The organism is Profundibacter sp. (genome assembly GCF_965277155.1).
Taxonomy (GTDB): Bacteria; Pseudomonadota; Alphaproteobacteria; order Rhodobacterales; family Rhodobacteraceae; genus Profundibacter.
Map to the genome: position 1 here is coordinate 26,123 of NZ_CBDIBV010000003.1, position 21,345 is coordinate 47,467.

Sequence of the window (21,345 nt, forward strand, 5' to 3'; positions counted from 1 at the left end):
AATTCGGACCAGTTGTTAAGGTGGATCGACTTATGAGAAAGACGATTCAAAATGACGAAACGAAAGAACCATTCTCCCGAATTCAAAGCCCGCGTTGCGCTTGAAGCAATCCGCGAGGAAATGACGATGGCGGAGCTGTCGAAGAAGTATGGTGTGCATCCAACCCAGATTGGCACATGGAAACGAGCAGCGATTGAAAACATGGCCACGGCATTTTCCAGACGGGGCCGTGATCCTGATCGGGTTGATGAAGCCCAGATTGAGAAGCTGCACTCCAAGATTGGTCAGCTGGTCGTGGAACGGGATTTTTTAGCCAACGCCTCGCAACAGTTGCTCGGGAAGCGAGGCAAAAAATGGTGAGCCGTGAGCATGATCTGAGTGTGCGACGACAATGCGGGCTACTTTCTCTGGCGCGCTCGAACCTGTATTACCAGCCAAAAGGCGAAAGTGCTGAAAATTTGCGGTTCATGACAATAATCGACAAGCAATTCTTGCAGACGCCGTGGTATGGATCACGGCAAATGGCCCGGCACATGCAGCGCCAAGGTTACAAGTGTGGTCGCCACAGGGTCCGCCGTTTGATGCGGCTGATGCGGTTGGTTCCGATCTACCAGACGCCCAACACGAGCAAGAAACATCCGCAGCATAAGATCTACCCGTATCTGCTGCGAGACCTGACGATTGATCGTCCAAACCATGTGTGGTGCGTAGATATCACCTACATTCCGATGCAGCGCGGGTTCCTCTATTTGGTCGCGATCATGGACTGGCACAGCCGCAAGGTTTTGAGCTGGAGATTGTCAAACAGCATGGAGGCAGATTTTTGCGTTGAAGCCCTGAAAGAGGCTATGGCCAAATACGGCAAGCCCGATATCATGAACAGCGACCAGGGCAGCCAGTTCACCGGGTTTGAATGGACGCAGGCGCTGAAAGAAGCCGACGTGAAAATCTCGATGGATGGCAAAGGTCGCTGGGTCGATAACCGGATGATCGAGCGGCTTTGGCGATCCTTGAAATACGAATGCATTTACCTCAACGCATTTGAAACGGGTTCGCAGACCCGCGCCGGGATCGGGAAATGGTTGGCTTACTACAACACCGAGCGCCCGCATTCCACCCACGGAATATTGACCCCGGATGAAGCCTATGACAGAAAAACAAAACCAATGAGTTTGGCAGCCTAAATGAAACCCTGATCCATCTTAAACTGGCTGCTGACTGGTCAAAAAAGTGGGACCACCTCTTCATTTTTGCGCCACCAAAAAGCTTTGCACGAAGTCGCGATTTTTCTCCGCCGATTTTTAGGATTGCGTTAATCAGTAGTTCCATTTCATTAATGCTTTTCCCCCTAACACTTTCCTCTTCCCAGACACGGCCCGGGAGCAGAATGTGGTTCATGCCCCCAACACAGGCAACAGGAACCCACATACACGCTGAAACACAGGAGCCAAGAATAGTTGTTATCATTTCTCCATTCATAGCAGATGTTGCATATTCCCCTTGGATGATAGGTAGTGTCGCGAGTTTGGTGGAAATTCGAGGACGGCGTAATCTCCGGGTGCATCGAAGCCACCCAACCGGCGGCTGGAACCGCCAAGGAGATCACGCCATGACAAAGAATACAGCAACATCGACATCCGCGCTACTGGCCAATGAAGCAGGCTATGACCCGATTGAAGACCGGCTGCGCCAGAACATCCGCGCGACGATCGAGGCGGTTTTCGAAGAGGAGCTGGAGCAGTTTCTGGGCCGTTGCCGGTATGGCCGCAGCGGCGGGGCAAAGGCCGGATACCGCCACGGGCATCGCGAGCGGCAACTGGTCGGAACATTTGGAACCGAAACGGTGCGCGTGCCGCGTGCGCGGATCACAGGCGAGGCCGGCAAGGCCAGAGAATGGCGCTCGAAGGCATTGCCCCGCTACCAGCGGCTGACGAAGAAGGCCGAGGCGCTGATCGCTGCTGTCTACCTTTCGGGCACCAACACACGGCGGGTAAAACGCGCCCTGTTCGGCCTGTTTCAGGGGGCGGTCAGCAAGGATGTGGTGAGCCGCGCCTGGCGCAAGGTGAAGGTGGACTGGCAGGCGTGGTGCGCCCGCAGCCTTGCGGATGAAGACATCGTGCGGCTGATCCTGGACGGCACCGTGATCAAAACGCGGATTGACAGGAAGGCCACCAATATCTCGGTTCTGGCCGCGATTGGCGTGCGCCGGGATGGGCAGAAGGTCTTGTTATCACTGATGAACATGGGCGGCGAAAGCACCTCCGCCTGGCGTCAGTTCATCAACGATCTGGATGCGCGCGGGTTGAAACGGCCCGAATTTGTCATCGTGGACGGGGCACCGGGACTTGAGGTCGCTCTCATTGCCCTCTGGGGTGAAGATCTGCCGATCCAGAGGTGCACGGTGCACAAGCACCGCAACCTTCTGGCCAAGGCACCCAAGCGTATGCATGATGAGTTGACAGAAGATTACCGCGACATGATCTACGCCAAAACACCCGAGGAAATCGCCACCCGCCGCAAGGCATTTCTGCGAAAATGGCGGCTGAAATGCAAGGCCGTCGCTGACAGCTTGGAAGAAGCAGGAGATAAGCTTTTCACCTTCACGCGTCTGCCACAAGGCCAGTGGAAATCGGCCAGAACGACAAATGCGATCGAACGCCTGAACGAGGAATTCCGCCGCCGCATCAAGACCCAGACCGTGCTGCCATGCGCCGAGACCGTGCCGATGCTGCTTTGGGCTCTGATGGCCTCGGGGCAGATCGTCATGCGAAAGGTCGATGGCTGGGAAACGCTCGCTCAGCCCGTCGCCGACGCAACCCTTGACCAAGCCGCCTGACCGGCGCATAACTCAACCCGCTCGGAGGTGCCTGAAATCAATTTCCACCACTTTCGAGACACAACCAACGGTTGTTTCCTCAAACATTGCAGCATTCTGTTGCGTTACCTGATCCAGCTGGTTTACTGCCGTGTTTATTTCGGCCAGTCCTGATGATTGCTCATTTGCAGACACAGCAATTTCCGAAACATGTACTGCAATATTCGAAACAGATTCAACAATCTGCTGCAATGCAGAACCTGCTTGCCCGACAAGATCAACCCCGCGGCCAACATGCTGGCTGCTTGTGGAGATAAGATCATTTATTTCACGCGCCGCATCTGATGTTCTCTGGGCAAGGGCCCTTACTTCTGATGCCACAACGGCAAAACCACGGCCGGCTTCACCAGCGCGGGCGGCCTCTACCCCCGCGTTCAACGCAAGCAGATTTGTCTGGAACGCGATATCGTCAATCACATTGATAATGCGTGAAATCTTGCTTGATGATGTCTGGATCTCTTCCATCGCATCGACAGCTTCCTGAACCACAACTCCACTTGCTTGGGCACTGGATTTGGCGTCGGAAACAACCTGGTTTGCCAGGCCTGCCCCTTCGGCGGCGGAGCGCACACTTGCGGTTAATTCATCCAACGCAGCGGCTGTTTCTTCAAGTGTTGCTGCCTGCCGTTCGGTACGGCGGGACAAATCATCTGCCGCATTGCTGATTTCCGTAGCCTCGCCACGGATTGAACCGGCATTGTCGATGACGCGCAGCATCGCTTTACGCAATGTTGCCACCGCACTATTAAAATCTGCACGCAAGGTTTCATAATCCGGTTTGAATTTCTTGGTAATTTCGGCTGTAAGGTCCCCCTCGGAAAGCTGGCGCATTCCAATACTCAAAGCCTCTACGACTTCCGACTGCGCTTGCTCCAGTTCGATGCGAATGGCTTCGGCTTCTTCCATCTGCAACTGGGCCTGCGTGACATCATTCCCCACGAGAAGGACGCGGATCACATCGCCAGATTTGCCCAACACCGGAGTGAATGCACCTTCCAGAGTTCCCTCGGTACCACCACCTGCATTCATAATAAACTTGCCGACAATCGTTTTACCTGCCGCGAGCCTACCCCAAACGTCACCATATTTCTCGGCCATGTCGGGATCAAATTTTACCAGATCATGAACAGCTTTTTCAAACTGATCATTTTCCGGCCCGCCGGTAAGATTAAGAAAATTTTCATTCGCAACCAGCAAGGCGTCGTCCGGTGCAAATTCTGCTTTGGCCTGATTTTCCTCGATTGCATTCAGAACGGCCTCGTTCATGCGGGTGGTTGTGACATCATTCCATTCAACTACGCATCCAAGCTGCACCCATTCAGAATCTGTAACCGCGTTGATATCCAGCGAGAACCGTGCGTTTCCAACAGGGATCTCCGCGTGGAAAGGCAGGTTTTCCGGATCACTAAGAAGTTCGCGGATCCGGCCCGGCATGTTATGGAAAATATCCATATTATAGCCGATGACATCCTCCGCCGAGAAAGCATCATTCACCTTCTGGAATTGCGACTCGTATTTTTGGAACAGGCCCATGACCGAAGAATTAACAAACCGTATGGTGAAATCCTGATCAACAATCATCAATCCCGCCGACGTTCCCTCAAAGGCCGTCCCTTTGAACAGGGTTTCCCTGGTTTTTTCTTTTGCTTGCCGCAATGCCTTGCGGAAATCATCAAGAATCGCCGCGATGTGCCCAATTTCGTCCCCGCGGTTTGTTGCCGGAATATCCACATCATATTCTTCGCGTGCAACCCGCTGCATGGCCCCGCCCACACCGGTCAGTGGTCGGGAAATATTTCGTGCCAGAAATATCGAAATAAGGGCTGAAATGGCAGCCAGTATCCCGCCCTGCACAAACATCCGGTTGCGCACATCAACAACCGGTGAAAACAGCTCATCAGTGTCTTGTTCGGCAATTAATGCCCATGTTAGGTTACCAATATGAAGTGGAGAATAGGCCGCCAGAACGGGATCGCCATCTATTCCAACACTCTGTGCCAAACCGGATTCACCCTCCAACGCACGGTCCACTAGAGCCGGATCAACCTTGACCCGCATCAACCCTTCACCATCACCGGCAAGAGAGCTGATCCGCGGGTGATAATCCGCCCCGACTGTCATTGTTACGCCGGTTTTCCCCAACCCGTCATTCGAACGAAACGCCGAACTGATTGAATCTGTGGTGATCTGCACAATATAGACCCCCATCAAAGCCCCGTTTACAGATAGAATAGGAGCAGAGACAAAGCCCGAGTATTTTCCGTTGCCGGGTTCATAAGGTGCAAGATCCACAAAAGCTGTTTTGTCCACCCCCAAAGGCAGGGCTGCGCGGAACGCATTGCCCAATCCCGTGCTTTTCCAGGGACCATTCAGGATGTTGGTGGCATAATCCGGATTTTTCAAAACCGAGTAAAGAACATTCCCTTCCGGATCGACAATATATATATCGGAAAACCCGTCGCGTTTTAATATTGCCTCAAAATACGGATGATGCCGACGGTGTTTGCGGGAATAGTCTGTCTGAACACCCGCGAAATCAATCGCCTGACCTGTAGATTCGGCGCTTTCATCCTGCGATGCATAATGCTGTTGCAAAAAGGTGCCCTTGTCCCCCGGCAGCGCTGTCCATGCGCCGATGAAATCGGTGATTGCGCGGCGGGTGGCCGGGCTGCTGGAATGGGTCACCACGTCATTGGATATGCCCTCATACCATTTTTCAATATCCGAAGCCCGCGTATCCAGAACCATTTGCAAGCGAGATCTTGCGGTTTGATCCAGCGATTCTTTCGCGCTGAAATAGGCCAGAACGCCCATCCCGAGCAGGGCAATGGTACTAAGGGCCAACATTATCAAAGGCAATTTCACCGATAGCTTCAGGTTATTCCACAGCGACATATCTCAGATCTCCACAAAAAGGCGGGTGGAACAGGCGATTTGGCCATCAACAACCAAACAGCCGTATCCACAACCATTCCACGCACTATCGAACGCAGGAGTGAAGATTCTTTAAACAGTATCCGCTTTTAGGATTTCACGGTTAATTCCAACGGAGAAGAGCCGCCAACATAAAGTGATGTCGGTAACCTATTGATTGAACCATGTTATTAGAACCGGGGATCAGTCCCGCCGCCGATAAGGCGACCCGGTGTCAGGTTGCCAATGTTGCCCAGCAGTTGCCGCAAGAAGCCGATTCCCTTGACATTGCTTTCTGTCACACGGCGCGACAAGGCGATGACTCGGCCATCCTCGAGTGTGAATCGTTCGATATTTTCGACCACGCCGTCTTTGTCAAAGGTGATGGCAACAACCTGCCGGTCAATGACCTGCGGGGCTTTATACGCAAAATAGCGCCAGCGGCTTTGGGCGTAATACCACCCGCCCTCTTGCAACACACCAAAGGATGTCGGGCGACCAATGCTGTCGGCAACTGTATCGCGGGTATCTACTCCGACTGTGATCAGGTCCAGATCTTCTTGCGGAGGAATATAACCATGATTTTCAAATGTTGCAGAGCAAGCCGCAAGCGTAAGGAGCAATACGGCAATAATGCCGGATTTTATTGTTTGAAATAGAATTGACATAATAGCCTTTGTGCTCCGCCCTTGCCTTCATGCCGATCACCTCGTAATCGGATTGTATATCCGACTTACAGAAGGATTGGCTGCTGTTCAAGAATGGAAAGCCCTACCGATGGCGAACAAGGCACAAAACAAACACCGTTTGCGGGTTTCTACGCTGGATACCCGGAAACCGACGGCATTCGAACTGACCCCGGCCGCAACGGCCCGCAAGGCGATTGCGGAGCAACTGGGGTTGCTGGACCTGCGTAAATTGCGGTTTGCAGGAGATATCCGGGCAACCGGCGAATCCGACTGGACTCTGGAAGGTTTATTGGGCGCAACAGTTGTTCAGCCCTGCGTGGTAACGCTGGAGCCCGTGATCACACGGCTGGATGTGCCGGTCCTTCGCGAATTTATCGACGGGTTGGAACAGCCCGCAGAAGATGAAGAAGAAATCGAGATTTTGCCGGATGACAACAGCGAACCATTGGCCAGCCATATTGATCTGGAAACAGTGATGATCGAGGCTCTATCGCTTGCCTTGCCGCTATATCCGCGTGCAGAGGGGGCCGAATTGGCCAAAAGCAACTATGCCCCCGAAGGAATCCAGCCAATGAGTGATGAAGACACCAAACCTTTTGCCGGGCTTGCTTCCCTGCGTGACAAGCTGGAAAAAGACAAGTAAACAAAGGGGAATCGGCGCATATCCCCCCCCTAAAGAAAAGGCTTGCGCCGCGCTAAAATCCAAGTATGTTCCCGGCCTCGCGTAAAGATGCGTTGGACACTGCGCCAAACATCGCGTAAGAGACCCGAGAACTGATGAATAACAGGGGCATTGCCCCCCAAAACCCGAGGTTGTGACATGGCTGTCCCCAAGAGTAAAATTACGCGGTCACGCCGCGGTCAACGTCGTTCGCATGATGCGCTGGTTGCTGGCAACCCCGCTGAATGCCCGAACTGCGGCGAACTGAAGCGTCCCCACCACGTCTGTTCCGACTGTGGCCATTATGACGAACGCGAAGTTGTCGCGATGGTGGACGAAGCCTAGCGGCACGCGGCTTTGGCACCCAGAGTATGACATCGGACACAAATACCCCGAACGCTCAGGGTGCAGGTCGCACCATCATATCTGTTGACGCCATGGGTGGCGATCTGGGGCCGGCAGCTGTTGTTGCCGGCATTTCCCTGTCTGCGCGCAAAAACCCGGATATCGGGTTTATTGTCAGCGGTGACGAAGCCGCTCTGAAATCCCTGTTTGCCAAAAATCCCGATCTGGCCAAGCGTTGCGAGATTCGCCACGCCGAAGAAGTCGTTACAATGAACGACAAGCCCAGTCAGGTGATGCGCTATGGCAAGAAAACCTCGATGTGGGCCGCTGTGGATGCGGTGCGCTCGGGCGATGCTTCGGTCTGTGTATCTTGCGGCAACACCGGTGCCTTGATGGCGGTTTCGATGATCCGCCTGCGCAAACTGCCCAGCGTGAACCGCCCTGCCATCGCCTGTTTGTGGCCCTCGCGAAACAAGGGCGGCTTCAACATCATGCTGGACGTGGGCGCCGATATCCGCGCCGATCAGGAAGATTTGCTGCAATATGCGTTGATGGGCGCGTCCTATGCCCGAAATGGTTTGGGGGTGTCACGCCCGCGCGTTGGCTTGTTGAACGTCGGAACAGAAGAGCACAAAGGCCGCGCGGAACTGAAAGTGGCACATGAGCTGATCGCAGAAGCTGCAGATGCTGCCAATTTCGATTTTGTTGGCTTTGTCGAAGGGGGCGATATCCCCTCGAATCGTGTTGATGTGATCGTCACCGACGGGTTTACCGGCAATGTTGCGCTGAAAACCGGCGAAGGCACTGCCAGCCTGATCAGCGAATTTCTGCGCCAGGCCTTCAAGGCAACACCATTTGCCCGCATTGCATCGCTTTTGGCGTTAACCTCGCTAAAACGCCTGAAACGCCGGATTGATCCGCGCCGTGTGAATGGCGGCGTGTTTCTGGGACTGAACGGCACGGTGATCAAATCACACGGCTCTGCCGATGAAACCGGCATCGCAGCGGCAATCCAGCTGGCCATCACCCTGTCGCAATCCGATTTCAATCACAAACTGGCCGCACGGGTTGCATCCGGTGCCGCCGCCAGACAAGATGCCCGGACAGATCAGGGTGAATAAGGGATAAGAATGACAACTCGCGCCGTAGCCATTGGTGTTGGGCACTATCTGCCCGAACGTATCGTCCCGAACAGCGAATTTGAAAAAACGCTGGATACATCCGACGAATGGATTCGCACCCGATCCGGCATTGAACGGCGTCATTTCGCTGCCGAAGGGGAAACCACATCGCAAATGGCCATTGCCGCCGCCCGCGCCGCCCTTGAGGATGCAGGGATAAAGGCCGATGATCTGGATGCTGTTATTTTGGCCACTTCGACCCCTGATCACACTTTCCCGTCTGTTGCCACCATGGTTCAGGCCGGTCTGGGTATGACACGCGGCTTTGCCTTTGACGTGCAGGCTGTTTGCGCCGGTTTTGTTTTTGCCCTGTCCAACGCCAACGCGCTGATCATTTCTGGCCAGGCCAAGCGTGTGTTGGTGATCGGCGCGGAAACCTTCAGCCGGATCATGGACTGGACCGACCGGTCCACCTGCGTTTTGTTCGGGGATGGTGCCGGTGCGCTGGTTCTCGAGGCACAGGAGGGGCAAGGCACCCCAAAGGATCGCGGCATCCTTGCCACCGACCTGAATTCGGACGGGCGCTATAAGGACATGCTCTATGTCGACGGCGGGGTTTCCACCACGCAAACATCCGGATATTTGCGGATGCAAGGCAATGCGCTGTTTCGCCAAGCCGTTGAAAAACTGACAGAAACCGCCGAATCCGCCTTGCACAAAGCAGGGCTGGAAGACAGCGATGTCGACTGGATCGTGCCGCATCAGGCCAATATCCGCATCATTGCCGGCACCGCCAAAAAGATGGGCATCCCGATGGATCGCGTGATTCTGACGGTGCAGGACCATGGCAACACCTCTGCCGCATCGATTCCCCTTGCTTTGTCGATAGGCAAGGCCCGTGGACAGATAAAACAGGGCGATTTGCTGGTCACCGAGGCCATTGGCGGCGGTTTGGCATGGGGATCGGTGGTTATTCGCTGGTAAATGCGCGTTTAACGCCTGATTGCAAGCCATTGATATTGACTCGGAAATTCCCCGACCGCTATGGTTGCCTAAATCGCAATTAAGCGACCTATGTCTGCCACAGGGGGATGACAATGAGCGAAAAGACTTTGACACGAATGGATTTGAGCGAAGCCGTATTTAGGGAAGTCGGCCTGAGCCGCAACGAATCCGCACAACTGGTTGAAAGCGTATTGAACCACATGTCCGACGCATTGGTGCGTGGTGAATCCGTCAAGATTTCGTCCTTCGGCACCTTTGGTGTGCGCGACAAGGCCGCCCGTATCGGCCGTAACCCGAAAACCGGCCAAGAGGTTCCAATCCACCCACGCCGTGTTCTGACCTTCCGCCCCTCGCATCTGATGAAAGATCGGGTCGCGGCAGGCAACAAGCGCTAAGGGGACACAGGCGTGGCCAAATCACCCGACGCCTTTCGCACCATCAGTGAAGTCGCCGAATGGCTGGACACGCCGGCCCATGTGCTGCGCTTTTGGGAAAGCCGGTTCACACAGGTAAAGCCTGTGAAACGCGCCGGTGGCCGACGCTATTACCGCCCGAATGATATGTTACTGCTGGGCGGCATCAAAAAGCTGCTGCATGACGACGGGATGACCATCAAGGGTGTGCAGAAAATGCTGCGCACAGACGGGGTGAAAGCCATTGCCGCCCTGTCACGCCCGATTGATGCCGAGGATCAGGGGGAAACGATAGACCTGAAGCCGGTCCCCGAACAAAAGCCCGAACCACAGAATGATCCGGTAGAACAGGTTGTGCAGGCTGCCAAGCCACCAGCGGCTCCCCCGCCCCCCGAATCCAAGCCCAGCCCCGCGCCATCATCCCCCGCCCCTGTGACAGATGATCTATTCGCAGCCACAGAGAGCAGCGCAACCACTCGCCAGCAACCCGCCGATCTGCTGCCCGACATCGCTGCCAAACTGCGCAAAGTGGACGGGAAACAGATAGATTCGGCCAAACAGGCACAGTTAAGCGCAATTTACAGCCGCCTGTCCGCCCTGCACGAGCGGATGAAAGATGCGGCAGCCCCTGCATAACAAAGCTAAGTCCCGATTATGTTTTTTCACCCTTGCCCTTGGCTGCAAAAACAGTATGTAGGGTGCCAGTTCGGGCTATGGCGCAGTCTGGTAGCGCGTCCGTCTGGGGGACGGAAGGTCGCAGGTTCAAGTCCTGCTAGCCCGACCAACATCACAACCGCCCGCACCCCAGTGGTGCCGGGCGGTTTGATTTATCAAGGGGGGGCATGATGAAAGACACAGCCACAGGATTCGGCGTTCTGCCCGACCACACCTTGCGCGATATGATTGCAGCGGGCAGCATCACCGCCAGCCCCGCCATCACCCCCGAACAAATCCAGCCCGCCTCGCTTGACCTGCGGCTGGGTAATGTGGCCTACCGCGTGCGTGCCTCGTTCCTGACAGGCGCCGGTGCAACGGTGATTGACCGCTTGCAGGAATTTGAAATGCACCGCATCGATTTGACTGAAGGGGCGGTGCTGGAAAAAGGCGCGGTCTATCTGGTCCCGTTGATGGAATCGCTTAACCTGCCCGATGATGTGCAGGCCGTGGCCAACGCCAAATCCTCGACCGGGCGTCTGGATCTGCTGACCCGCACCATCACCGATGGCGGCACCGAATTTGACCGCATCCCGCAAGGATACACCGGCCCGCTCTACGCCGAAATCTGTCCGCGTTCCTTTTCCGTATTGGTGCGCCCCGGAATGCGCCTGAACCAGATCCGGTTTCGCGCAGGGCAAGCGGTGCTCAGCGATGAAGAACTGCTGGCCCGCCACAATGATCACGCACTGGTCGATGGTGACGCGCATATCGATCAGGGCCTTGGCTTTTCTGTTGATCTAAAGCCAAAGACCGGCAACCTTGTCGGTTATCGTGCCAAACCGCATACCGGTGTGATCGACCTTGACAATATCGGCTTTTACGATCCCGCAGAATACTGGGAACCAATCCACACCGACAAGGGCCGCATCATTCTTGATCCCGGTGCCTTTTACATCCTTGTCAGCCGCGAGGCCGTCCACATCCCGCCCGATTGCGCCGCCGAAATGGCCCCCTATCTGGCAATGGTCGGTGAATTCCGCGTGCATTACGCCGGTTTCTTTGACCCCGGTTTCGGCCATGACGCCGCCGGCGGCAAAGGATCGCGCGGCGTGCTGGAAGTGCGCTGCCACGAAGCGCCGTTCGTTCTGGAACACGCGCAGATCGTCGGGCGGCTGGTATATGAACGCATGGCCAGCGTGCCGCAAAAACTATATGGCGCCGATCTGGCCTCGAATTATCAGGGGCAAGGGTTAAAGCTGTCCAAGCATTTCAAGACAAAGTAACCCACGGCCCAAGGCAATTTCGAAGCCTTCCAGCAACATCATCAAATGCAATATGCATACCATATGTATCCGTATTGACATACGCGGCACCATCATATGTGGTGTATCCGCAGTATCTAGTATTCTTTGTGCATAAATTTATAGACAACATTTTTTAAAAGGAGGGTATTATGACATACCTCAAAAAGTCCGCCATCGCGGCAACTCTCGCTATTACTACAATTGCATCCCCGGCCCTTGCGCAGAATTTTTCTGCCGGCATTGATCTAAACTATCTGAATCTAAGCCATTCAGAAGGCCAAACAGTCGGTTTCGGCTTTACCGCCGCTCCCGAAGTCTGGAGTAATGCCCGAAAGTTGGTGATGGGGTGATTGGGTGGCATATCATGGCGGTGTTGACGCGCCGCGATTCTCAGAGAGAAAAGGATATGCCACATGGAAGACGATACTATTTTGGAGTTTACCGATCCAGCCGGAATTTCACCTGATCCGCTGACGGATATCTTGCGCAAAGGCGCGCGGGATCTGTTGGCACAGGCGGTCGAGGCCGAGGTTTGTGATCTGATGGCGCAACACGCGCATTTGAGGGATTCGGCCGGTCGCCAGCGCCTTGTTCGCCACGGATACCTGCCGGAGCGCGAGGTGATGACGGGGATCGGCCCTGTCCCGGTGAATGTGCCTCGGGTGCGTGATCGTGGCACGGGGGCGGAGAAGATCAGGTTCACCTCGACGCTTCTGCCGCCGTATCTGCGCCGGGCAAAGTCGGTCGAGGAGTTGTTGCCCTGGCTCTATCTCAAAGGTATTTCCACGGGTGATTTCGGCGAAGCACTGGCGGCCCTTCTGGGGCCTGATGCGGGTGGTTTGACATCGAGCACGATTTCGCGCCTGAAGGCGGAGTGGTGGGCAGAATACGAGCGTTGGAACCGGCGTGACCTGTCGGCCAAACGCTATGTGTATTTCTGGGCCGACGGGGTTTATTTCAAGCCGCGCACGGATGCTGACAAGCAATGCATGCTGGTGATCATCGGCGCGGACGAGTGGGGTAACAAGGATGTTCTGGGCCTCGTGGACGGGTATCGAGAAAGCAGCCAGAGCTGGCGTGAACTGCTGCTGGACTTGCAACGTCGTGGCCTCAGAAAAGCCCCTGATCTGGCCGTTGGTGATGGCGCGCTCGGCTTCTGGAACGCCTTGCGGGAGGTGTTCGGTGAGACCCGGGAGCAGCGCTGCTGGGTGCATAAAACCGGCAACGTCCTGAATGCCATGCCGAAGTCGCTGCAAGCCAAAGCCAAGGGCCATCTACAGGACATCTGGATGGCCGAGAACAAACGGGACGCCGAGGCCGCGTTCAATTTCTTCATCGAAGCCTATGGCGTGAAATACGAGCGTGCCGTGGGGAAGCTGACCAAGGACCGGGACGTGCTGCTGACCTTCTACGACTTCCCTGCCGAGCACTGGAAACACATCCGCACATCCAACCCCATCGAAAGCATATTTGCCACCGTGCGGCACCGAACGAAGAAGACCAAAGGCTGCCTCGGGCGCAAGACCGCCTTGGCAATGACCTTCCGCCTGATGATGTCGGCAAAGAAGAAATGGCGTAAACTCGACGGCGCATTCCGATTGCCGGAAATCATCGAAGGGGTTGAATTTAAGGACGGGATCAAGCAGGAAAAACATGCCGCCTGATTACTGCGTCACCAACTTTTGGGCATAGCTCCGAAGTCTGGATGGATATCCAGTCGCAGGGGGGGCTGACATACGGTCTGCGAGCATTTCGTCTGGATGCTGACAGTTCGGACCCCACAACAAGATATGACAACATCGTCATGCAAACCATCGACCTGAGCGTAGGCAAGTCTTTCAGCATGGGAAGCAACACCGAAGGTAAAGTATTTGGCGGCATGCGGTTTGCCAAATATTCCGAAAGAAATCGTAGCGGGGGGGGGATTCTGGATGTGCCCAAGGCCTATGGTATTCTGGGCGGAATTACAGTTGCACAAAAATTGTCGAACAACCTGTCACTCTATGGCGGCAGCACCGCGGCGATCATGTTCGCACCCGACTTTACAGATGGCGTAACTGCGGAAACTGATCTTACGTTCAACACAATCGATCTGAATCTGGGTCTAAAATACAAACGCCAACTTACGAATGGCGGTAACTGGCACGCCGGTCTTGGGCTTACCTCGAAATTGTGGAACGGTGTAAGTGACAATGATTCAGAAAACATATCTGCCTATGGTTTCAAACTATCATTCGGCATGGATTTCTGATCTGAATTTCCGAATGCGGGTAACCTACCGCTGAAATAACGCGGTTGATCTTATACGAAAGGTCAACCGCAAACGACTGCCCCTAAAACCGTCCCATGCGCCGTGCCAGCCTCGCCAGCTTTTGCGCTTTGCCAGCTGTCTGTTTGGCTTTTTGCGCCTGCTCACGTTCCTCGACTGTCATATCGGCAGAGGATTTGCCACGGTTCGCGGCCATATCAATCCCTTTATTCACCGCTTTGCGCATGAACATCCGCAACAGCATATTGATAATCCGGTTGGCGTTCATACCCTTTGATCCTAGAAGATTTCACATTAGCCAATGTATGCCGCATCCCCCCAATTGGCAAACGGATGTAATCCCAAATGGGGCAATCTGCACAAACAAACCATTTCCGGGCCTCGGCATAGAGACCCGGAAATGAAACTGATTACCCGTGTCGGCAGATAGGTTTTAACCGACAATCACAAACCATCCGACAATCATGAGCCCCCCCAGAATGGTTGATCCGACAATCCAGTTTACCAGACTAGAGCCTGACATTTCCTTGCCCGACTTGCTGAAATACATTCCAAGGCCGACAAAAACGATCAGCACAAAGGCCCCGTGGGTTATCCAGTGATGGCCCAAGGCCTTCATGAAATCCTGCACCCCCGGAACACTTTCCTTCAGCATCAGCAAAAGGGCATTGAAAATTACGGCGATGGAATAGGCCTTGCCGTAACCGGTGATTTTGGCATTGACCATTTCGCCGTCATGGACAGCAGTATTTGTTGTTGTTGTAGTATTTGTCATTGTTCAATCCTCCATCAGCCCATTTGCGCCAGTAGCGCAACTTTTACGCCCATGCCAATAATGGCACCCGCGCCTTCCATGGCCAGTCCGATCAGCACCACAAAGGCAGCGCTCCACATCACAACCTTGCGCACGCCGCGGTTACTATCTACCGGCCCCGAGGTTGCAATCGGCAGGAAGGTGGCCAGAACCAGCACCATGAAAAACATGTGTTCCTTGTTTTCCATGAAAAAGCTATGCGCCCATGGCCAAGGGCCGGCTTTGATGATGGCCTTGTCACCACCGTAATAGACCACATAGAAATAACCGGCCACGATGAAGGCCAGCCAGATCATCACGGCAGATGTCTTGGCAGCCAGACGTATCCGGCCGACATTTTCATGCGTAACGTTGAAGGTGGCAACAAAAACCCAGACAGCGGCGATAATTCCAAGCACACCGAAAGTCGGGTGAAGTAAAAGATAGATCTGTTCAGACATGACAGTCCCCTTTTCCAAAAAGGGTCGCTTCTCAGCTAGATGCGGTTGTTGGCTGCATTTTCGCTGCCATTCAAGATCAACTTGGCCGGCAGTTAAAGAAGCGGCCACTGGATCAACTGCCTTAACCGGATTTTCCGGCCCCAAGCATCTGTTTGCGCACTTTTCATACTTACCGATGTTTCGACTTGATTCAGGTCATTGCAACGCAAAACCACATTCGCTAACGCTAAATATGCAACAAGTTTGCGATGTATGGTGAGATGTGGAAAACCACCTGTGGTGAACAGTCATTTTCGGACCTTGCATCAATCCTCGAACAATTCGCTTTGACCGATTGCTTCTTCATCTTCATCCTCGGAGTCTGGCATGCCCGGCATCGCCCCCGGTGGTGGGCGGTTTTCCAGCAACCCGGCCGAGCGCAATTCCTTCAGCCCCGGCAGATCACGGGCGTTTTCAAGGCCGAAGTGGTCCAGGAATTCGGGTGTCACCACAAATGTTACCGGCCGCCCCGGCGTCATCCGGCGGCGTCCAAAACGGATCCATTCCATTTCCAACAACTGGTCCACAGTGCCACGGCTGACGGAAACCCCGCGGATTTCCTCGATCTCGCTTCGTGTCACCGGCTGATGATAGGCAATGATCGCCAATGTCTCGATCGCCGCGCGTGACAGTTTGCGCGTCTCGACCGTTTCCTTTTGCATCAGGAACCCCAGATCGGGCGCGGTACGAATTGCCCAGGCATCCCCCACCTTCACCACCCGCACCCCGCGTCCCTCGTAACGCTTGCGCAGGTGCACCAGGGCTTCGGCAGTGTCACAGCCATGCGGCATCCGGTCGGCCATGTCCTTGACCGTTACAGGTTCTGCCGTGGCAAACAAAATCGCCTCGACCATGCGTTCCTGCTCGCCCATTGGCGGGGCTTCGAACAGGCTTTCCTCAACGTCGGGTTTTTCCGTATCTTCAGTGGTCATTCCGAACCTTTTTTGCGTATCTGTATCGGGGCAAAGGCTTCGCCCTGACGGATTTCAATATGCCCCTGTTTGGTCAGTTCCAGCGAGGCGGCAAAATTGGCCGCCGTGGCGCTGCGCCTGCGCGCCGGATCGGCCTCCCACCCTTCGGGAAGATAGCTTTCCAATCCGGTCCAGTCCCCCGCATAACCAATCAATCCGCGCATCCGTTCCAGCGCCTGTTCCAGCGTCATAATGGCGTCGCGGTCCATCACAAAGGGGCGGAATTCATCCTTGGTGCGGGTGCGGGCATAGGCCTGCATCAGGTCCAGCAGAGTGGCGGTATAGGTGACACGGCGCACGCGAGTGACGTCCTCGGGCAAGCCGCGAGCGAAAAAATCACGCCCCATCTGGTCACGCGCCATCAGTTTGGCGGCACTGTCGCGCATCGCTTGCAAACGCTCCAGTTGAAAGGCCAGATGCGCGGCCAGTTCTTCGCCGGATGGCCCCTCTTCGGATGGGTCGGGCGGCAACAATAGGCGGGATTTCAGGAACGCCAACCACGCCGCCATCACCAGATAATCCGCCGCCAGTTCCAGCCGCAGCGATTTGGCTTCGTCAATGAATTTCAAATACTGTTCAGCCAGTGCCAACACCGAGATTTTGCGCAAATCCACCTTTTGCGTGCGCGACAGGGTCAGCAGCAGGTCAAGCGGGCCTTCATAGCCATCGACATCGACAATCAGGGCCTCGGCCACCAGCCGGTCCTCTACCGCAAGCGGCGTGTCTTCCTCGAATTCAACTTCAGCCATTAGCTACGCCCGTTTTAACAGACCCGCAAGTTCGTCCTCCAGTGCAGGAATGTCAACATTATCAGGCGATTTGCGCGCATTTATTGCCAGATCGGCGCGTTTTTGAGCGTCAGCTGTGAATTTACCAACCGCATCCACCACCATCTGCATTTCCGGCATTTTACCGTTGCAATGCAAGATCAGGTCCATGCCCGCGTCCCGCGAGTTGCGGGCGCGGGTTAAAACATCACCTTGCAGTGCCTGCATCGACAAATCGTCGGTCATCAGCAGGCCGGAGAACCCGATATCATTGCGGATCAGATCGACCATTACAGGCGATGTTGTGGCCGGTCCTGTCGGGTCGATATCCTCGTAAACAATATGTGCGGACATCCCCATCGGCAGATCGGCCAGCGCCTGCATGGCCGCGAAATCCACGGCCTCCAGACCGGCGCGATTGGCCGATACGCGCGGCAATTCCTTGTGACTGTCCATTGTAGCGCGGCCATGGCCGGGTATGTGTTTCAGAACCGGCAGAACCCCGCCATCCAGCAAACCATCCGCCACAGCACGGCCAATACCGGCCACTTTTGCGGGGTCTTCGGAATAGCAACGGTTGCGCAGAACGCCGTGGGTTTGTGGCGTGGCCACATCACCGACAGGGGCGCAATTGCTGTCAACACCCGCAGCGCGCAATTCATCGGCAATAATCCGGTAGCGGATATACATGCCGCGTTCGGCCTGATCGGGGTTCAGGGCCACCTGATCCAGTGCAGGCAACCAGTGGCGCCAATGGGGCCGCGTCATGCGTTCCACCCGCCCGCCTTCTTGATCTATCGTCACCACGGCATCCCGCCCCACCGCATCGCGCAAATCCCCCGTCAGCCGCTTTAGCTGCTCGGGGGTATCGATATTGCGGGCAAACAGGATAAAACCCCAAGGGTTCACATCACGAAAAAATGCAGCCTCTTCGGCGCTCAGGCGTTCACCGGCGCAACCAAAAATGTAGGCGCCCTGCCCCGCCACCTAGCGAACCTTGACGGGGATACAGGCGGCGTTTTCCGCCAACAGCGCCGAACAGAACCGCCGTGCGTCAGACAGATCGTCAAACCCCATCGCCCGCAAACGATAGAAGGTGCGTCCGCCACTTTCGGCCTTTTGGATCACCCGCGATTTGCCTTGCAGGTAATCGGTAAAACGGCTGTACAGCCGATCCCATTCCTGTTTGGCGATCTCGGGGGATTCAAAGGCGCCCAACTGCGCCAACCGCGTGCCCGCCGGAATGCTGCTCGGGTCAACTTCGCTGGCCGAGGCCAAAGCAACCTGTTGCGGCGCCGTGGTTTGAGGGGCTGTCGTGTCCAGACTTGCCGGCCGCGATAGCGGGCGGGGCGAGCGCACCACACCCGGAACATCCGCCGATATGACAGGAATGCGCGTGGTGACGGGGGCGACTTCGCCCAAAGGCTCGACGCCTTCTGACAGTTTGTCCGCCAGCGCCAGTGCTTCGGCAACCGCTGCATCCGTGGCAGAAGGTTGATCGGTTGTTGGTTCAACAGCCGCCACGACAACGCCGGTTCCGTCACTCACTGTTGCGGGCAAATCCGGTGCAGGCAAGGTTTCGGTCAACAATGCGGGGGCGGTGATTTCACTGCTGGTTTGCGGGATCGCTTCGGCATCGGCAGCTTCGGCCATTGGCGTGGCTTCAATACCAAAAGCAGACGCGCGGGGCGCTGGCACGGGGCGGCGCAGTCCGGTTGGGTCATCTTCGCCAATTCCAGCTGCGGCGGGGGCCAGCACCAGACGATCGGCCACAGGTTGGGCCACACCATCGGACTGCACACGGTTCACGGCCAGGCCCTGGTTCACAGCCAGTTCGCCACCCGGATTTTCCGGCGCAATCCGCATCGGCCCTTCCAGCGCGCGCACCACCGGCACGCCGGTTACATCACGCACCAGCAACCGGTAGCCCCAGACGCCGATCCCGACGACCAATGCCACCGACATCAGGGCGCCTGCCCCGTTGACCAGCCTGGTAAATTTCCCTGAATCACTTGCCCGCTGCGGTGCGTCCATAGCACCGCCAAACTCGATATCCGCCATTTTTGCCTCACTGCCGCCCCTGATTTTGCCGGGGTCGGTCATAAGTTACTGCTCTACTCACACAGCCGAGGCACTTGTTATCAGCGCATTTCTTCGGCCGGTGTTACACCCAGAATACCAAGACCGGCGGAAATAACAATAGAAACGGAACGAATCAGGGCAATTTTCGCCTGTGTGGCGGCTGAGTCACCTTCTTGCAGGAACCGAAGTTCGGGCAAATCATTGCCGCGATTCCACAGCGCATGGAATTCACCGGCCAGTTCATACAGGTAAAACGCCACCCTGTGCGGCTCGTTCGTGCGGGCGGCGATTTCGACCAGACGTGGCCATTCCGCCAGCTTTTTCACCACGGCCATCTCGGCCTCATGCGCCAAAAGCGACAGATCGGCATCTGTCAGAGTGGCATCATCCACCGCAATCCCTGCATCACGCGCCTTGCGTAGCACCGAATGGATCCGCGCGCTGGCGTATTGCACATAGAACACCGGATTGTCCTTGGATTGCTCCAGCACCTTGGAAAAATCGAAATCCAGCGGCGCATCGTTCTTGCGGGTCAGCATCACGAAACGGGTCACATCGGGACTGACCAGATCGACCACCTCGCGAAGCGTGACAAAATTCCCGGCCCGTTTGGACATTTTGAACGGCTGGTCGTCCTTGAACAGCCGCACCAACTGGCACAGTTTGATATCCAGCGGCACCTTACCGTCCGATAGCGCCGAAACGGCGGCCTTCATCCGTTTGACGTACCCACCGTGATCGGCGCCGAACACGTCGATCAATTCATCGAACCCGCGCTGCACCTTGTCATAGTGATAGGCGATGTCGGGGGCGAAATAGGTCCAGCCGCCATCCGATTTTTTCACCGGCCGGTCCACGTCATCGCCATGGTCTGTCGATTTGAACAGGGTTTGCTCGCGCGGCTCCCAGTCATCGTCAGGCTTACCTTTGGGCGGGGGCAATGTTCCCTCGTAAATCAACCCCTTAGCATCCAGCTCTTCAAGCGCGGCCTCGATCCGGCCAGAGCCGTAAAGCGACTTTTCGGAAAAGAAAACATCCATTTCCACACCCAAAGACGCCAGATCCTCGCGGATCATCTGCATCATCTTTTCGGTGGCAAATTCGCGCACTTCTTCCAGCCAGAACTGTTCGCCCTTGTCCAGCAGGCTGTCGCCCACCTTGTCCTTTAGCGCTTGTCCAACCGGCACCAGATAATCGCCCGGATACAGCCCTTCGGCTATATCCGGCGTCAGGCCACAAGCCTCGCGATACCGCTCGTAAACAGAGCGCGCCAGCACATCGACCTGCGCACCACCGTCGTTGATATAATATTCCCGCGTCACATCATGGCCCGCGAAATCCAGCAGTGCGGCCAGCGCGTCGCCGAACACGGCCCCGCGCGTGTGGCCCACATGCAAGGGGCCGGTCGGGTTGGCGGACACGAATTCCACATTCACCTTGCGCCCCTGCCCCATGCCTGAGCGGCCAAAATCGCTACCCTGCGCCAGCGCAGCCCCGATCACACCGCGCCACAGATCGGGGGAAAGGCGCATGTTCAAAAATCCGGGGCCAGCCACCTCGGCCACCTCAACCCGCGTATCCTGCAACAGCTTTGCGGCCAGTGCCTCGGCAATATCGCGCGGCTTCATCTTGGCCGGTTTTGCCAGCACCATCGCCGCGTTGGTTGCCATGTCGCCATGGGCCGCATCGCGCGGCGGCTCGACCGTCACATTGGCAAAGTCCAGCCCCTTAGGCAGCGCGCCTTCGGATTGCAGTGCGGTCAGGCTGTCGATCACCAGCGCACGAATATCGGTAAACAGGTTCATTTTCTTGTCCTTGAAAGGTTGGACGCGGGTTTAGCATGGCAGACGCCAAGGTCAACATTCAAGCGCCCCTTCCCTCTTTGTTTCAGGGGCTTCGCCCGTTTTCGCCTGAAACGATCCCCCAGATCGTTTCTTATCCGGCTCAAACTCCCCGCCGGAGGCATAAAAGTTTTAGGGG

General features: G+C 55.8%; 22 protein-coding genes, 1 tRNA gene and 1 pseudogene. 13 read left to right on the top strand and 11 right to left on the bottom strand.

Annotation, left to right across the window (positions count from 1 at the left end; genetic code table 11):
• The first annotated feature begins 51 nt into the window (after window positions 1-51).
• Window positions 52-1,184 (top strand): IS3 family transposase gene (locus ACQY4M_RS01560; protein WP_428539245.1). Its coding sequence is split into 2 segments (ribosomal slippage): window positions 52-304 and window positions 304-1,184, totalling 1,134 coding nucleotides; the frame shifts between segments, so codons are not numbered across the junction.
• Window positions 1,185-1,251: 67 nt separating this feature from the next.
• On the opposite strand, the pseudogene ACQY4M_RS01565 reads toward ACQY4M_RS01560, so the two are convergent.
• A pseudogene (locus ACQY4M_RS01565) lies at window positions 1,252-1,479 on the bottom strand (chemotaxis protein CheD); the annotation flags it as partial.
• A gap of 130 nt (window positions 1,480-1,609) precedes the next feature.
• Here ACQY4M_RS01565 and ACQY4M_RS01570 point away from each other — a divergent pair.
• Window positions 1,610-2,836: an IS256 family transposase gene (locus ACQY4M_RS01570; protein ID WP_428539582.1), complete on the top strand. Its 1,227-nt coding sequence runs from the start codon at window positions 1,610-1,612 to the stop codon at window positions 2,834-2,836.
• A gap of 12 nt (window positions 2,837-2,848) precedes the next feature.
• On the opposite strand, the gene ACQY4M_RS01575 is transcribed toward ACQY4M_RS01570, so the two are convergent.
• Window positions 2,849-5,770 (bottom strand): methyl-accepting chemotaxis protein, encoded by a 2,922-nt coding sequence (locus ACQY4M_RS01575; protein ID WP_428539952.1) that lies wholly within the window; start codon window positions 5,768-5,770, stop codon window positions 2,849-2,851.
• Between the two features lie 209 nt (window positions 5,771-5,979).
• Window positions 5,980-6,456: an outer membrane protein assembly factor BamE gene (locus ACQY4M_RS01580; RefSeq protein ID WP_428539955.1), complete on the bottom strand. Its 477-nt coding sequence runs from the start codon at window positions 6,454-6,456 to the stop codon at window positions 5,980-5,982.
• Between the two features lie 76 nt (window positions 6,457-6,532).
• Here ACQY4M_RS01580 and ACQY4M_RS01585 point away from each other — a divergent pair, with 76 nt between their 5' ends.
• The 11 genes from ACQY4M_RS01585 to ACQY4M_RS01635 all read left to right on the top strand — a co-directional run bounded on the left by ACQY4M_RS01585 (window position 6,533) and on the right by ACQY4M_RS01635 (window position 14,234).
• Window positions 6,533-7,120: a YceD family protein gene (locus tag ACQY4M_RS01585; protein WP_428539958.1), complete on the top strand. Its 588-nt coding sequence runs from the start codon at window positions 6,533-6,535 to the stop codon at window positions 7,118-7,120.
• Window positions 7,121-7,297: 177 nt separating this feature from the next.
• The gene (gene rpmF, locus ACQY4M_RS01590; protein WP_428539961.1) at window positions 7,298-7,483 is read left to right on the top strand and encodes a 50S ribosomal protein L32; all 186 of its coding nucleotides are present in this window, start codon (window positions 7,298-7,300) and stop codon (window positions 7,481-7,483) included.
• Between the two features lie 26 nt (window positions 7,484-7,509).
• Window positions 7,510-8,604: a phosphate acyltransferase PlsX gene (plsX, locus tag ACQY4M_RS01595; RefSeq protein ID WP_428539964.1), complete on the top strand. Its 1,095-nt coding sequence runs from the start codon at window positions 7,510-7,512 to the stop codon at window positions 8,602-8,604.
• Between the two features lie 9 nt (window positions 8,605-8,613).
• On the top strand, window positions 8,614-9,588 hold the full coding sequence (locus ACQY4M_RS01600) for a beta-ketoacyl-ACP synthase III (RefSeq protein ID WP_428539967.1): 975 nt from the start codon (window positions 8,614-8,616) through the stop codon (window positions 9,586-9,588).
• Window positions 9,589-9,701: 113 nt separating this feature from the next.
• Window positions 9,702-10,004 carry an integration host factor subunit alpha gene (ihfA, locus tag ACQY4M_RS01605; RefSeq protein WP_118942811.1) on the top strand — a complete coding sequence of 101 codons (303 nt, stop codon included), beginning with the start codon at window positions 9,702-9,704 and terminating at the stop codon, window positions 10,002-10,004.
• A gap of 12 nt (window positions 10,005-10,016) precedes the next feature.
• Entirely contained in the window at window positions 10,017-10,658 is a 642-nt protein-coding gene (locus tag ACQY4M_RS01610) for a MerR family transcriptional regulator (protein ID WP_428539971.1), read from the top strand.
• Between the two features lie 71 nt (window positions 10,659-10,729).
• Window positions 10,730-10,806 (top strand) — tRNA-Pro (locus ACQY4M_RS01615).
• A 61-nt stretch (window positions 10,807-10,867) separates the two neighbouring features.
• Complete coding sequence (locus ACQY4M_RS01620) at window positions 10,868-11,962, top strand: 2'-deoxycytidine 5'-triphosphate deaminase (RefSeq protein ID WP_428539974.1); 1,095 nt, start codon at window positions 10,868-10,870, stop codon at window positions 11,960-11,962.
• 170 nt (window positions 11,963-12,132) lie between these two features.
• The gene (locus ACQY4M_RS01625) at window positions 12,133-12,333 is read left to right on the top strand and encodes a hypothetical protein (protein WP_428539977.1); all 201 of its coding nucleotides are present in this window, start codon (window positions 12,133-12,135) and stop codon (window positions 12,331-12,333) included.
• Between the two features lie 63 nt (window positions 12,334-12,396).
• Window positions 12,397-13,647 (top strand): IS256 family transposase, encoded by a 1,251-nt coding sequence (locus ACQY4M_RS01630; protein WP_428539230.1) that lies wholly within the window; start codon window positions 12,397-12,399, stop codon window positions 13,645-13,647.
• A 41-nt stretch (window positions 13,648-13,688) separates the two neighbouring features.
• On the top strand, window positions 13,689-14,234 hold the full coding sequence (locus ACQY4M_RS01635) for a hypothetical protein (RefSeq protein ID WP_428539980.1): 546 nt from the start codon (window positions 13,689-13,691) through the stop codon (window positions 14,232-14,234).
• A gap of 82 nt (window positions 14,235-14,316) precedes the next feature.
• On the opposite strand, the gene ACQY4M_RS01640 is transcribed toward ACQY4M_RS01635, so the two are convergent.
• The 8 genes from ACQY4M_RS01640 to argS form a co-directional block, all read right to left on the bottom strand.
• A complete protein-coding gene (locus ACQY4M_RS01640) occupies window positions 14,317-14,520 on the bottom strand; it encodes a hypothetical protein (RefSeq protein ID WP_428539983.1) in 204 nt (67 codons plus the stop codon).
• A 165-nt stretch (window positions 14,521-14,685) separates the two neighbouring features.
• Window positions 14,686-15,027 carry a hypothetical protein gene (locus ACQY4M_RS01645; protein WP_428539986.1) on the bottom strand — a complete coding sequence of 114 codons (342 nt, stop codon included), beginning with the start codon at window positions 15,025-15,027 and terminating at the stop codon, window positions 14,686-14,688.
• A gap of 14 nt (window positions 15,028-15,041) precedes the next feature.
• Window positions 15,042-15,506 carry a hypothetical protein gene (locus ACQY4M_RS01650; RefSeq protein WP_428539989.1) on the bottom strand — a complete coding sequence of 155 codons (465 nt, stop codon included), beginning with the start codon at window positions 15,504-15,506 and terminating at the stop codon, window positions 15,042-15,044.
• Between the two features lie 305 nt (window positions 15,507-15,811).
• Complete coding sequence (gene scpB, locus ACQY4M_RS01655) at window positions 15,812-16,477, bottom strand: SMC-Scp complex subunit ScpB (protein WP_428539992.1); 666 nt, start codon at window positions 16,475-16,477, stop codon at window positions 15,812-15,814.
• Window positions 16,474-17,265, bottom strand: coding sequence for a segregation and condensation protein A (locus ACQY4M_RS01660; RefSeq protein ID WP_428539995.1), 792 nt, complete (start codon window positions 17,263-17,265; stop codon window positions 16,474-16,476). The genes scpB and ACQY4M_RS01660 overlap by 4 nt, the downstream gene beginning before the upstream one ends.
• A gap of 3 nt (window positions 17,266-17,268) precedes the next feature.
• Window positions 17,269-18,270, bottom strand: coding sequence for a glycoside hydrolase family 3 N-terminal domain-containing protein (locus ACQY4M_RS01665; RefSeq protein WP_428539998.1), 1,002 nt, complete (start codon window positions 18,268-18,270; stop codon window positions 17,269-17,271).
• Window positions 18,271-19,344 (bottom strand): SPOR domain-containing protein, encoded by a 1,074-nt coding sequence (locus ACQY4M_RS01670; protein ID WP_428540001.1) that lies wholly within the window; start codon window positions 19,342-19,344, stop codon window positions 18,271-18,273.
• An 80-nt stretch (window positions 19,345-19,424) separates the two neighbouring features.
• Window positions 19,425-21,170: an arginine--tRNA ligase gene (gene argS, locus ACQY4M_RS01675; RefSeq protein WP_428540004.1), complete on the bottom strand. Its 1,746-nt coding sequence runs from the start codon at window positions 21,168-21,170 to the stop codon at window positions 19,425-19,427.
• Between the last annotated feature and the right edge of the window lie 175 nt (window positions 21,171-21,345).

Coding starts and splice junctions, on each gene's coding strand:
- rpmF (WP_428539961.1), top strand. CDS start 7,298: ATGGCTGTCCCCAAGAGTAAAATTACGCGGTCACGCCGCGGTCAACGT.
- ACQY4M_RS01620 (WP_428539974.1), top strand. CDS start 10,868: ATGAAAGACACAGCCACAGGATTCGGCGTTCTGCCCGACCACACCTTG.
- ACQY4M_RS01660 (WP_428539995.1), bottom strand. CDS start 17,265: ATGGCTGAAGTTGAATTCGAGGAAGACACGCCGCTTGCGGTAGAGGAC.
- ACQY4M_RS01570 (WP_428539582.1), top strand. CDS start 1,610: ATGACAAAGAATACAGCAACATCGACATCCGCGCTACTGGCCAATGAA.
- ACQY4M_RS01580 (WP_428539955.1), bottom strand. CDS start 6,456: ATGTCAATTCTATTTCAAACAATAAAATCCGGCATTATTGCCGTATTG.
- ACQY4M_RS01600 (WP_428539967.1), top strand. CDS start 8,614: ATGACAACTCGCGCCGTAGCCATTGGTGTTGGGCACTATCTGCCCGAA.
- ACQY4M_RS01625 (WP_428539977.1), top strand. CDS start 12,133: ATGACATACCTCAAAAAGTCCGCCATCGCGGCAACTCTCGCTATTACT.
- plsX (WP_428539964.1), top strand. CDS start 7,510: ATGACATCGGACACAAATACCCCGAACGCTCAGGGTGCAGGTCGCACC.
- ACQY4M_RS01670 (WP_428540001.1), bottom strand. CDS start 19,344: ATGGCGGATATCGAGTTTGGCGGTGCTATGGACGCACCGCAGCGGGCA.
- ACQY4M_RS01635 (WP_428539980.1), top strand. CDS start 13,689: ATGGATATCCAGTCGCAGGGGGGGCTGACATACGGTCTGCGAGCATTT.
- ihfA (WP_118942811.1), top strand. CDS start 9,702: ATGAGCGAAAAGACTTTGACACGAATGGATTTGAGCGAAGCCGTATTT.
- ACQY4M_RS01630 (WP_428539230.1), top strand. CDS start 12,397: ATGGAAGACGATACTATTTTGGAGTTTACCGATCCAGCCGGAATTTCA.
- scpB (WP_428539992.1), bottom strand. CDS start 16,477: ATGACCACTGAAGATACGGAAAAACCCGACGTTGAGGAAAGCCTGTTC.
- ACQY4M_RS01640 (WP_428539983.1), bottom strand. CDS start 14,520: ATGAACGCCAACCGGATTATCAATATGCTGTTGCGGATGTTCATGCGC.
- argS (WP_428540004.1), bottom strand. CDS start 21,170: ATGAACCTGTTTACCGATATTCGTGCGCTGGTGATCGACAGCCTGACC.
- ACQY4M_RS01650 (WP_428539989.1), bottom strand. CDS start 15,506: ATGTCTGAACAGATCTATCTTTTACTTCACCCGACTTTCGGTGTGCTT.
- ACQY4M_RS01645 (WP_428539986.1), bottom strand. CDS start 15,027: ATGACAAATACTACAACAACAACAAATACTGCTGTCCATGACGGCGAA.
- ACQY4M_RS01575 (WP_428539952.1), bottom strand. CDS start 5,770: ATGTCGCTGTGGAATAACCTGAAGCTATCGGTGAAATTGCCTTTGATA.